Here is a 12,778-nt window from a genome sequence, read left to right as displayed (position 1 = left end):
AATTAAATAAAACATTATGAAAAAAATTATTTTTGTTTTGGCAGTTTTGATTGCCAATTTCACTATTGAAGCTCAGGTAAAAACGCCTCAATCAAGTCCAAAAACTACAGCAAATCAAGTTGTGGGTTTAACTGATGTAACGGTAGAATATTCTCGTCCAAGTGCAAAAGGAAGAGTTGTTTTTGGTGATTTAGTTCCTTTTGGAAAACTTTGGAGAACAGGTGCAAACCAAAACTCAATGGTAACTTTCAGTGATGATGTAGTAATTAAAGGAAACACTTTAAAAAAAGGTAAGTACGCCATTTTCACTACTCCAAAAGCGGATATGTGGGAAGTTATTTTCTATACGGATACTGAAAATTGGGGAACGCCAGAAAATTGGGACGCAAACAAAGTAGCTTTGAGCACTATGGTTGATCCAACGGCTTTAGGAAACCATGTAGAAACTTTCACTATTGGTGTAAATAACTTGACTAACGATAGCGCAACTTTGGATATTTCTTGGGAAAAAACAATGGTTTCTATCAAGTTTGAAGTACCAACTAAAAAAGCAGCTATGGCTAGCATTGAAAAAGTGTTAGCTGGTCCAACAGGAAATGACTATTTTTCTGCAGCACAATATTTCTATCAAGCGGATGGCGATTTGAAAAAAGCTTTAGAATATGTTAACAAAGCAGTAAGTTCAGTAAAAGAAGGACAAGATGTACCATTTTGGCATTTGAGATTAAAATCATTAATCCAAGCTAAATTAGGTGATAAAGCTGCAGCAATTACTACGGCTAAAGCTTCATTGGCTGCTGCTGAAAAAGCTGGAAACGGTGATTATGTAAAAATGAACAACGACAGCATTAAAGAATGGAGTAAAAAATAAGAACTCTTTCTTTTAACATAAAAGCCACGAAATTTAATTCTCGTGGCTTTTTTTTATGCTGTAATTTCTTTGGGTTTACTTTTAATAAAGGTTTGAAATACAATCGATAGAATTACGGTTAACGATGCACCAATGAAATTCAACCATAAATAACCTAGCTTTTCTTGTCCATTTGAATGAATGTGAATAGCATAATAATAGATGAAGAAAATAGTGGTTTGACTAATTACGGCACCTAAAAATATAGCATTGGCTTTCACATATTTCACATAAAAACCTACCAAGAAAACACCTAAAACAGTTCCGTAAAATATGGAACCTACAATGTTTACCAACTGAATTAAGTTTTCAAATAACGTTCCAACGCAAGCAAAAAGGATAGCAATAATTCCCCAAAGCAATGTGAAATATTTGGTTGCATCAACATAGTGTTTGTCTGATTTTTGACCTTTTACATTTCGTTTATAAATGTCAATCGCTGTGGTAGAAGCCAGTGCAGTTAATCCCGAAGCCGATGAAGACATTGCCGCCGAAAGAATAACCGCCAATAAAAGTCCAATTAATCCCGAAGGTAAATAATTCAAGATGAAATAGATAAAAACGTAATCTTTATCATTAGTTTCGGCTTTGGCATCTACTTTTTGAATGATAACTTTGGCTTGGTCGTGTAAATCTTTTTCTTTTTCAGAAAGTGAACTCAGTTTTCTTCTTAGTATGGGATTGTCATAATTTTGGTTCAAATGGTCGATGTACAACAAGTTGAATTCCTTTTTTTCTTCGCTTAATTGATTGAGTTGTTTTTCAAGTGAATTGTATTCATCAGCATAAATTGATTTTTCAATTGCACCGCGGTTTACTGGATTAAAATGTAACGGAACCGGATTGAATTGGAAGAAAACAAAAACCATTACGCCAGTCAACAATATGAAAAATTGCATAGGTACTTTTAAGAAACCATTCATAATTAATCCCATTTGGCTTTCTTTGTCTGATTTTCCAGATAGATAACGTCCAACTTGAGATTGATCCGTTCCAAAATAGGAAAGCATCAAGAAAAAACCTCCGGTAATTCCGCTCCAAAAAGTATATCGATTTTCGGGATCAAAGGAGAAATCAAGTACATTCATTTTGTCATTGGCACCAGCAATATGCATTGCATTAGAAAACGTCATATCGTTTGGCAAATAATGTAATATCAAGAAAAACGTGATAAACATTCCGCTCATGATGACAAACATTTGTTGTTTTTGAGTAACGTTTACCGCTTTTGTTCCGCCAGTAAACGTGTAAATAATTACCAAAATTCCAATAATGATGTTCAACATCGTTAAGTTCCAACCCAATACAGCCGAAAGAATAATGGATGGCGCATAAATGGTTAAACCTGTTCCTAAACCACGCTGTATTAAGAATAAAACGGCTGTAAACGAACGTGTTTTTAAGTCAAATCGTTGTTCGAGATATTCATAAGCGGTGTAAACTTTTAACTTATGATAAATAGGAATAAACGTCATAGAAATCACAACCATCGCAATAGGTAAGCCAAAATAAAATTGCACAAAACCCATTCCGTCGTGATATGCTTGTCCTGGAGTTGATAAAAAAGTAATCGCACTGGCTTGTGTCGCCATTACGGATAAACCAACTGTCCACCAAGGCGTTTCCTTGTTGCCCAAAATATATTCTTCTACGTTGGCACTTCCTTTGGTTTTATAAACGCCATAGAAAACGATAAAAAGTAGTGTTACCGATAATATAATCCAGTCAAGTTGTTGCATATTAATAGAATAATTGCATTAGTAGAAAAAAGATAATGATGTAAATAGCATTGGCCAATAAAACCCAAGTATAGCTATTTTTCCAAGAAGATTTTTTGTTTGTTTCCATAATTATTTACCAATTGCAATCATGTTTGCTATTAATCGGAATGCTCCAGAAACGCCTTCGGGCAACTCTCTAAAAAAGCTCAATCCTGTGTAAATGTAATTTCCTTTGCCATATTTTGCAATAAGCAATGCGCCGTCTTTTGGCTTTTCGCCAGTATCATTTGCCGATAAAATAGGAGTGAATGCTTTGTCCCATTCACTTGGATAATATAAACCTTGTTCTTGTTTCCAACCTTTAAAATCGTCAATGGTAATTTTGTTTGGATAATTTAAAACGGGATGATTTGGTGCTAAAAAGCGAACATCAGCATCTTCTTCGGTAACTCGGTCACGAGAAATTTTTAATGGAAATGGTGCCATTTCTTTAGAAACTAAATCGTCCAAAGTGTTGTATTGTACAATCATAGTTTTTCCATTTTTGACAAAATCTAAAAGTATTTTTTGTTTGTAAGCCAAAGCATTTACTACGTTATAGGCACGAATTCCAGTGATAACAACGTCAAATGAACTTAACTTTTCAGCAGAAATAGCTTCAGCTTTAATAATTTCTACTTCATAACCCATTTGTTGTAAGCTTTTTGGAATTTCGTCGCCTGCACCCATAATGTATGCGATTTTTTCACTTTTGGTTTTAATTTTTAATCGAATGGCATTGGCAACAGCAGGTTTTAAAACCATTTGTTTGTATATGTGCGGATAGTTGATGTCGATTTTTTCTTTATCAAAAATCTGATTATCAACGGTTACAATGCTTTTGATTTCAATTTCACTAATTTCTTTAGAAGGCGAAACATTGAAAACTGCCAAAACTTCTTCGCCTTTTCTGTCTAACGAAAACGGAATTTCAACAGGCGAAACTGACCAGTTTTCTGGAAGTTGTAATTTTACGTTTCCTGCAATTTTATCTTTTCCGGCTTTTACTTTTACGGTTACGGTTTTGCTTCGGTCGTTGTTGAAAATATACACTTTTTCAGCAATAGTTGAAGTAGCAACTGGGACAATATCAAGCGGTTGATAGACTTCACCTTTAACATCGTCGTTGTATTTGTAAACTACTTTTCTATCAAACGGAATTTCCACACCCAGAATTTCAATCCAAAATCCAACGGTAACTTGGCGAATAACATCGGGTAAACCTATTTTTTCTTGTTCATCTACTCGATACATTCCGTCGGTTCCAACTTGATTAAGCCAATAGGCATTGGTGTAATCAATGGTGTTATTTAAGTTTAACGAAGTAGTTTCGGTAAAAGGAACGTTATTTTTTAAATCAATGATTTTTTTCTCTTTAGTTTCATAGGTTGGAATAGCGCCAATTCCAGTAAGTTTCATCGGAATTGAACTTCTATTAATAACTTCAAGTTTAATTTTTAACGGACTATCTGGCGTAATTTCTTGAACATCGGCAACAGCTTCAAAGTATAAACCAGCACAAGCCGCAATGATTTTCTTGATTTCTTCTGTTTTGACTTCTTTCCAATGTTTATCCGATAGATTTTGGATTAAAGCATACGCTTTAACCAATTCAGGAATACTAGCCGAAGGATTTTTGAAATCGAAGTTTTTTTCCACTGCATTTAAAATATCACCAATAGTTTTTCCGCCTTGAACTCGGTTCCAAGAAGTGTCAATTCCTTCAAAAAGATTAGTATTGTCGTTGAGTTTTTCGCCTTTTAGAAATTCTAAATATTCGTCTTCTTCACCGCGAGTTCCAGTATTTCCGAAACCTTGTGACTGATGACAACTTCTGCTTAAAGCTGCAATTTCTTGATTGGATTTACCCAAACTTTGATAATACGTTCCAATGTTTAACTTGGTTTGTGTCGATTTATCGGCTTTTTCAAACTTTTCTTTGCTGCCATAAAACCACCACGAAGTGTTGAAAAATATTCGTTTAGGTTGCCAAGTTGAAACATATTTTAATTGTTCAGGATAAATGGTTTTATTGTTAACTATATCAAAAGCTTCTAAACTCAACATAGCCGAAGCGGTGTGATGACCATGAGTTGTTCCAGGCGAGCGATGATCAAATCGGTTAATGATGACATCGGGTTGAAACTTTCTAATTGCCCAAACAACGTCACTCAAAACCTGATTTTTATCCCAAATTTCTAATGTTTCTGTTGGGTTTTTTGAAAAACCAAAGTCATTGGCACGAGAGAAAAACTGTTCGCCACCATCAATTTTTCGAGCTTCGATAAGTTCTTGAGTTCTAATAACGCCAAGCAATTCTCGTAGTTCGGTTCCAATTAAGTTTTGTCCGCCATCGCCACGAGTTAGAGATAAATAACCTGTTCTAGCTTTTTTATCATTGGACAAATAGGAAATTAATCGGGTATTTTCGTCGTCAGGATGAGCTGCAATGTATAAAACTGAACCCAGAAAGTTCAGTTTTTGTATTTGATGGTAAATTTCTACCGATGTTGGTTTAGTTGGTCGTTGTGCAAAACCAATTTGGAAAGATACTAGTAAAAAAAGAATAACCGATTTGTAAAGCTTTTGCATTTTTATTAGGGTAATGGTGCAATGGCTTCAAATATACAGATTAAATAAAAGTTGTGTTTTATTTGGGCTGTTTTTAACAATTTGTTATGTTAATGAATGGCTATAGTTTGATAGGTAAAATGACCATTTTTACTGTAAGGAAATTGTTTTTTGTGATTTTTTAATTGGGTATATGGCTTGTCGTCATCAAAATCGGTTATTTCAACCCTAACCTTTGAGTATAGCGAATAACCGCCATATAAAGTTGGAAGTTCTTTGGCAGTAATCCATTCTCCTTTGTTTTGATAGATATAAACCTTGTTTAATTTATCATAGTAGGCATGCATATTTGGAAAATACAAATAGCGTAACTGACAATTATTTTGAGGATTAAACTTTAAATTGTTGTTATCCAAATAGGTAACTTGTGCGGTAATAGTGTTGCAAACTATAAATGCAATCACTAAGAGTATTTTTCTTGCATTCATGATTAATTTTTTTTAGAATACTAAAAATAAGTATCTAATTATTATGTGACAAATATAGTTTATTTTCCGTTTAAATACATAAAAAGTCGTTAAAATGCGTAATTTAAAACAATATTGTAAGTTTATAATTATGAAATATAATTTTAGTTGTATGATTTTGTATTTGCTTATGAGCGAAAATCCGACTTCGGGTAGATGGATTGTAGATAAAAAGAGGATTTAATTTACAAAGAAATTATGAATAAATGGCTTTTTTTGTTAAATAATTAACATAGAGGCATTTACTAAACAAGGTTTTTTTGAAGTAAAAGGATAGTGTTTTGAATGCGATAATACTAATCCGTAAAGTCTTTGTCGTCAAATTCTTGACTGATAATTGATATTCCTTTTTGAAGTAAAAGGTTATTTGGGTAAGTAATTTTTTCGCCATCGGCTGTTTTTAGGTTGACGTGAAAAGCGCTGATGTCTTCTATTTCGGCTTGAATAGGAAAGTCTTTGTCGTGAATTTTAATGATATCACCAATTTTAAACGGAAAGAAGAAAAACAAAATAATCCCCGAAGTTACATTACTTAATATTGACCATTGGGCAAACATAGCAACACCAATAACCGTTGCTACTGATGAAAAAGTAAGTAGAATATCGTCTTTATTAACTCCCCAAATGATGATTAAAGCTATAACAGCAAGAATATTTAATAAAATGTGAATGTATTTTATAACTAAGTTGGTTCTTTGCTCAAAAGTGTGATTGGTTTTGGCGTATTTTCTAACCAATTTTGCAAAGAAAAAACGAAATATTACCAGTAAAAGTAAGGTAATGCCTGTAGCAATTAATTCTTTGGAATAACTAGTTATAAAATCCATAGTGTTTATTTTAAGTTAGATAAATAACGATAGACTAAATCCGTTGGAAGTCCAACTACATTGGTGTATGAACCTTCAATTTTAGCAATGGCCATTAAGCCAATCCATTCTTGGATACCATAAGCACCAGCTTTATCAAACGGTTGGTAGTTGTCAATGTAAAAAAGGATTTCGGCATCGCTTATTGGGTTAAAAGTAACGCGAGTAACACAGTTTAGAATGTCAATTTTGTTTACAGTTTTAAAACAAACGGATGTAATTACTTCGTGAGTTTTTCCCGCCATCGATTGTAGCATCAAGAATGCGTCTTGTTTGTCTTTTGGTTTGCCTAGAGCTTTGTTTTCAAGCCAAACAATAGTATCGCTAGTAACGATTATTTCGTTAGGTTGAATAGTATTGTCAAAAGCTGCTGATTTTAATTTGGCTAAATAGTTAGTGATTTCAACGCCTTGTAAAGTATCAGGATAGATTTCTTCGACTTCTTTTACACGGATTTCAAAATCTAAGTCGAGTTCTTTAAAAAACTGTTGTCTTCGTGGAGAACCCGAAGCTAAGATGATTTTGTAGTCTTTTAATTTTTCTCTAAGCATTGAATTTGATGTTAAGATTTACAATTAAAATAAACAAAATACCGAAGAAAATAACCGCTTTGATTACGTTGCTCAACAAATGAAACTCTTTTTGAGTGGCAGCGGTCCAAACTTTTACTACAGCAAAAATCAGTGGACTAACCAGAAATACTAAGGCATAAATGGTTGCAATGTATAAGCCCGAATTCATCAAATGATTGTTGATGTACCAAAGTAGTATTACCGTAGCAATGACAGTTATTAATGCTACTACTTTTGCGGTTCTCGAAACACCAAGAACGATAGGCAATGTTCTCATGCCTTGATTGTAATCGCCGTTTATATCTTCTAAATCTTTGATGATTTCTCTGATAAAGTTGAGTAGAAACGCAAATACCGCATAGTCAAAAAGCAGTTCCAACCAAAGCATCATTTGAAAGCGATTCACTTGATCTGTAGCTGGAATGATATCGAATAAACCAACAATAATTACGCTCAAAGCCAAAGCCAACGATACCAATATATTGCCAATAACCGCTATTTGTTTAAAACTCGTAGCATAGATGTAAAGCAATAGCGAAGTGATGATGAATATGCCAAAAAAGTTATCTCTATAAATTAAATTAGACAGATAAAACCCAATCAAAGCTCCAGCAATGGTAAACCCAAAATAAAGGTTATATGCCATGCTTTCGCTGATGCTTCGACCAACGATTACTTGATTAGGTCTATTGATGCTATCTGTTTCTTGGTCCATAATATCGTTGATGATATAACCACCAGCTGCAATAAAAACTGTGGACAAAACCAATAAAGCAAACTGCCAATCTGCCAAAGCCAATTCAACCTTTTGCAATTTTAAAAAACCATAACGAATGATGCATTGCATCAAAGCAATCATCAGTAAATTTTGAAAACGTATTAATTTCAAGTACTTCATCATTGAGTAAACGCTATATTTTATATCTAATATTTAAAATTTAATATCTAAAACTAATCATGTTTCCCGTTATAATACAAATGCCATTTGCCTTGCACTTTCATGACTTGTTCAATCACATCGCGAACGGCACCTTTTCCGCCATTTTTATGCGATATATAGGTAGAAATCCCTTTAATCTCAGGACTTGCGTCTTGCGGACACGTTGGTAAACCTACCAATTGCATCACATGATAATCGGGAATGTCATCGCCCATGTATAAAACTTGCTCCGGATTGATGTTGTATAATGCAGTATATTCATTGAACGTAGCCACTTTATCTGGCGAAGCCAAATGAATATCATTAATACCTAAATTTTTCAATCGAATACGAACGCCTTCATTGCTTCCACCTGAAATGATACAAACGTTGTAACCGCTTTCGATAGCGGCTTTCATTGCAAAACCATCACGGATATTCATGATGCGAAGCATTTCGCCAGTTGGTGTAATATGAACAGAACTATCCGTTAGAACGCCATCTATATCAAAGATGAAAGTAGTAATGTTGTTCATTAGTTCTTTATAGCTTTTTTTCATGGTCAATAATTGATTTTGTGAGCAATTTATAGATTTCTTTTTGGTTGTGGTCTTTTAAAAAAGTTAAATGACTATTGATAGTTGTAGTATCATTGCGTTTTGCAGGACCAGTTTGCGCCGCTGTTGGCGATAGCAGTTGCACTTTGTTGGCGGTTTCGGTTATTAATGGTTTTAGAATATCAAAATCCAGCTGGTTTTCTTGACATATTTCATTCCCAATGGCATACAGGTGGTTTACAAAATTGGATACAAAAACAGCTGCTACGTGCAATGCTTTTCGTTGTGTTGAGGAAACGCTATACACAACATCAGAACAACTTTTTGCCAAAGCTTCAAGCGTTTTATAATCTGCTTCGTTTTCGGCTTCTAAGCAAATAGGGATTTCCTTGAAATTAACGGCTTTGGTTTTAGAAAAAGTTTGCAGCGGATAAAAAACACCCTTTCTATTGTTGCTATCTAAATCAGTCATAGCAACACTTCCTGAAGTATGTACAACCAACTGATTACTAAAAGGAAGTTGTTTCGACACAGCTTCAATAGCAGTATCGTTAACCGCTAGCACATAAACATCCGCCTTTTTAATTTCAGAAAAACTCGAAGTAAGCAGCGACGAATTGAGTAAGTGAGACAACTTGGTTACATCGCGTGCCACTACTTGAACCAACTCAATTTGATTGCTTTCTTTAAAAGCTACAATCAAATGTTGCGCTACATTTCCAGCACCTATTACTACTACTTTAGTCATAATGGCAAAAGTACTAAAATTAGCAACATTTTAAAAGTTAGAATTTAGAATTTAGAAAGTAGAGGGAAGAGAAAAGAGAAAAGAGAAAAGATATTGGGAGATGGAAGTTGGAAGATAGAATTTAGAGAATAGAAAAAAGATGTTGAGAGTTTAGAGTTGGGAAATAGGGAAAAGAGCGTAGTTTATTTTTAATTTCATTGGGGTACCACAACCATACCGTTGCTATACCGTTGCCATACCGATGCTATACTGTTGCTTACTATTTTGGGTGCTGTTTTGGTTTTGTAGAGGATAGGTTTGCAAATGAATGTATTTTGGAAGAAATTGAATATATTTACGTTTAATTTAGGGTACCACAACCCCGAACGTGACCCGAACAAAACCCGAACAAGGTTCAAGTATAAAAATGAGTAAAAAAACTTGATTTACAACATACAATTATGGCAAAAATCACATCATATGAAGGTAAGTTACCCAAGCGGATAGAAGATTATGTAATTTATCCTTTGGATGGTGCTATCATTATAAGGGCTAAAAGTGGATTTACTTCTAAGGCGTTAAAAAATTCGCCAAAGTATGCTTTGAGTAGGCAAAATGCTTCTGAGTTTGGACGTGTTTCTTCTACTTGTAAACAGTTGCGTATGGTGTTGGCTTCTTTTTTACCTAAGAAAAACAACTTATCGGTTGTGAATTCATTGACTAAAAAAATGCGGCAATTGTTGGTTTTTGATGAGCAATCTGCTCGAGGAGAACGGGTTTTGCATAAGGCATTAGCAACGGTAACGGCGCAAGCGCAATTAAAAGGATATGATTTTAATCCGGATGCGAGTAGTTCAATACAATATGATATTGAAGATAGCACATTGACTTTGTTTACTGACGGTATTGTTGTTCCTAAAGGTGCGGGTAGTATTGGTGTTACTATTGTTTCATTGGCATTTGATTTTGAAACCGGAGCGGCATTGCTACGTGAAAGTGACAAGCATTTTTTTAAGGTTAATTCAGTAGAAAAAGTGCTGAGGTTTGAGGTTGATGAGCTTGAAGATAGGATAGGAGTATTATTTACTATTTTGGTAGTTGATTTTTATCAAAACAATGATGGTGGTTTTGTTCCGATAGATGTTGATATAGATAAAACAATATTGGTGGTTGATGTGCGTTAGTTTTTTGGAGTACTTAGTTTTGGTTGCTTTGTTTATTGGGGTTGGTTTTTGATGCACTAAGTTATTCAAAGTTGGCACAAGGTTACACTATGTTTTGTTTACTTTACTTTTTTTGTTATGTATTGAAGGATTAAAGAGGCTGTGTTTGATTTGCCAAATTGGTTGATATTAGTTTTTAATTTTTGTGGTTTAAATTTGTAAGATTATGAATTGGAATGCTAAAATAGTAAGTCATAGAGGTGAGAAACGAATTGCTGTTTTTTTTGAAAAAAACACCGATTTAATAACCCGAATAAAAAAAGTGGAAGGTTCACGATGGAGCCAGTCGAAGGGTTTTTGGCATGTTCCGAATACTGTTGAAAATCAAATTCGATTTAAAATAACAGTTAGTTTGCCCTCAGCGGAAGGTATTGAAGCGATAGAGAAATTTAAACAATATCTTCGCTCTAAACGGTATAGTGAAAGTACTATTACTACGTATAGCGAAGCTTTGAAATCTTTTTTTGTTTTTCATAACAATAAATCCATTGATAAAATCACGAATGAAGATATAATCATCTATAATAATGAGTATATTTTGAAAAATAAGCTGTCAGCATCCTATCAAAATCAAGTAGTCAATGCTATTAAGTTATTTTTTAAAACAGTGAAAGAGCGAAGTATTGAAATTGAAAAAGTTCACAGACCCAAAAGAGCTAGGGTTTTGCCTAACGTGTTGAGTAAAGAAGAAGTGAAAGCTATATTAGAAGCACATAGTAATATAAAACATAAAATGATGTTGAGCTTAGTCTATAGTTGTGGATTACGATGTGGAGAATTATTGGCGTTACAACCTGTTCACATTGATTCTAAACGTAACATTGTATTGCTAAAAAACTCCAAAGGGAAAAAAGATAGAATTGCGCCTTTAAGTAAAAAAATATTAGAAATGCTGAGAGAATATTACAAATTATATAAACCAAAAACTTATTTATTTGAAGGAAAAATTGAAGGAACACCTTATACTAATAAGAGCTTGCAGCAAGTATTAAAACAAGCATTACAAAAAACAAGCATTACAAAACCCGTAACACTTCATTGGTTACGCCATAGCTATGCCACACATTTACTTGAAAGCGGAACTGATTTAAGATATATTCAAGAGTTATTAGGTCATAACAGTAGTAAAACTACCGAGATTTACACACACGTTAGTATGAAAAGCATTCAACAAATAAAAAGCCCTTTTGATGATTTGTAATAAAAAAATTAATTATATATTTGAAATAAATACGCTACTTAGTAGCGACAATCTACCCGATTATGGGTGTATAGTCGCTACTAAGTAGCGAGTATATACACGTTAGCGGTAATAATAACAGACATTCAACTAAAAATAAATTAATAACATTAAAAACAAAAACAATGAAAAGAAAAATCACATTGACAATTGCAGTTGCTATAATGACAACTTGCACTCTTCTTGCTCAAAGCAAAATTCAAGTGCCTTACTTTAAGACTTTATCAGGCAACGAAATTTGTGGCTCACCTGATTGTAATCCGACAATTGGTATTTGGGCACCAATTAAAGGAGGCTATCTCTTTGATGGAGATGCTAAGAAAGTCTTTGGGCGGAAATTTAAAAAGGGAATTTTCGACAACTTTCCTTGTTCTGACAGACTTCCACTTGACACAGAGTTTAAAACTCTAAAAAGTGGAACTTTAAACGGAACACTTGACATAACTAAAAAAAGTGATTTCAGTTCAAAGGTAACTGCTGACTTAATAAAAATAATAAATCAATATGCCGATGTAAGTGAGAACGTAAAAGCAGACTTGCTTGCCGAATTAAAACGAACAGTTGACGCAAAATCTAATGCGACAATTGAATTAGAATATAAAATCATTCAACTTGAAAATGACTTTTTGGATAAAGAAATTGAACAGTGCCGTCAAAAATTAGGCAAAAAAGAAAAGGTAATAATTGGTTTGAGTGTCTTGACAGTTTCAGGAACTTGGAATTCAAATGCATTAAAAGAACTATTTACAAATTTTGAAGCAAAAGCAGAAGCATTTAAAGCACTTGACGCAGAAGCAAAATTGAAGTATGAACAAAGTAAACAGAAAATTCTTAGTGCTAAATACGAACCATTTTCTTTGATTTTCAACGTTGCATATAGAATGAAATAGAAGAATTACTACCGCT

12 protein-coding genes are annotated in these 12,778 nt (G+C 33.7%); 4 read left to right on the top strand and 8 right to left on the bottom strand.

All coding sequences use genetic code 11. The features are described from left to right. Positions 1–16 precede the first annotated feature (16 nt). Entirely contained in the window at positions 17–871 is an 855-nt protein-coding gene (locus tag IAI56_RS07955; protein WP_187657365.1) for a DUF2911 domain-containing protein, read from the top strand. Between the two features lie 53 nt (positions 872–924). On the opposite strand, the gene IAI56_RS07950 is transcribed toward IAI56_RS07955, so the two are convergent. The 8 genes from IAI56_RS07950 to IAI56_RS07915 all read right to left on the bottom strand — a co-directional run bounded on the left by IAI56_RS07950 (position 925) and on the right by IAI56_RS07915 (position 9,430). Beyond that, positions 925–2,649: a sodium:solute symporter family protein gene (locus IAI56_RS07950; RefSeq protein ID WP_187657364.1), complete on the bottom strand. Its 1,725-nt coding sequence runs from the start codon at positions 2,647–2,649 to the stop codon at positions 925–927. A gap of 111 nt (positions 2,650–2,760) precedes the next feature. Further along, the gene (locus IAI56_RS07945) at positions 2,761–5,262 is read right to left on the bottom strand and encodes a PIG-L family deacetylase (RefSeq protein ID WP_187657363.1); all 2,502 of its coding nucleotides are present in this window, start codon (positions 5,260–5,262) and stop codon (positions 2,761–2,763) included. Positions 5,263–5,351: 89 nt separating this feature from the next. Beyond that, on the bottom strand, positions 5,352–5,729 hold the full coding sequence (locus IAI56_RS07940) for a hypothetical protein (protein ID WP_187657362.1): 378 nt from the start codon (positions 5,727–5,729) through the stop codon (positions 5,352–5,354). 335 nt (positions 5,730–6,064) lie between these two features. After that, positions 6,065–6,595, bottom strand: coding sequence for a mechanosensitive ion channel domain-containing protein (locus IAI56_RS07935; RefSeq protein ID WP_187657361.1), 531 nt, complete (start codon positions 6,593–6,595; stop codon positions 6,065–6,067). Between the two features lie 5 nt (positions 6,596–6,600). Beyond that, on the bottom strand, positions 6,601–7,185 hold the full coding sequence (locus IAI56_RS07930; protein ID WP_187657360.1) for a Maf-like protein: 585 nt from the start codon (positions 7,183–7,185) through the stop codon (positions 6,601–6,603). Beyond that, positions 7,178–8,107: a geranylgeranylglycerol-phosphate geranylgeranyltransferase gene (locus tag IAI56_RS07925; RefSeq protein WP_342354540.1), complete on the bottom strand. Its 930-nt coding sequence runs from the start codon at positions 8,105–8,107 to the stop codon at positions 7,178–7,180. The genes IAI56_RS07930 and IAI56_RS07925 overlap by 8 nt, the downstream gene beginning before the upstream one ends. 50 nt (positions 8,108–8,157) lie before the next feature. Continuing rightward, on the bottom strand, positions 8,158–8,685 hold the full coding sequence (locus IAI56_RS07920) for a KdsC family phosphatase (protein WP_187657359.1): 528 nt from the start codon (positions 8,683–8,685) through the stop codon (positions 8,158–8,160). Next, complete coding sequence (locus IAI56_RS07915; RefSeq protein WP_187657358.1) at positions 8,669–9,430, bottom strand: Rossmann-like and DUF2520 domain-containing protein; 762 nt, start codon at positions 9,428–9,430, stop codon at positions 8,669–8,671. The genes IAI56_RS07920 and IAI56_RS07915 overlap by 17 nt, the downstream gene beginning before the upstream one ends. 440 nt (positions 9,431–9,870) lie before the next feature. Here IAI56_RS07915 and IAI56_RS07910 point away from each other — a divergent pair, with 440 nt between their 5' ends. From IAI56_RS07910 to IAI56_RS07900, 3 genes are all read left to right on the top strand, one after another. After that, the gene (locus IAI56_RS07910) at positions 9,871–10,593 is read left to right on the top strand and encodes a hypothetical protein (protein WP_187657357.1); all 723 of its coding nucleotides are present in this window, start codon (positions 9,871–9,873) and stop codon (positions 10,591–10,593) included. A 205-nt stretch (positions 10,594–10,798) separates the two neighbouring features. Then, positions 10,799–11,833, top strand: a complete 1,035-nt coding sequence (locus tag IAI56_RS07905; protein WP_187657356.1) for a tyrosine-type recombinase/integrase — start codon at positions 10,799–10,801, stop codon at positions 11,831–11,833. A gap of 164 nt (positions 11,834–11,997) precedes the next feature. After that, positions 11,998–12,762 (top strand): hypothetical protein, encoded by a 765-nt coding sequence (locus IAI56_RS07900; protein ID WP_187657355.1) that lies wholly within the window; start codon positions 11,998–12,000, stop codon positions 12,760–12,762. Positions 12,763–12,778 lie beyond the last annotated feature (16 nt).

Origin of the sequence: Flavobacterium macrobrachii (assembly GCF_014486675.1) — a bacterium.
Lineage (GTDB): Bacteria > Bacteroidota > Bacteroidia > Flavobacteriales > Flavobacteriaceae > Flavobacterium > Flavobacterium macrobrachii.
The sequence above is the reverse complement of the archived record's forward strand: the minus strand, read 5'-3'. Positions and strand labels throughout refer to the sequence as shown.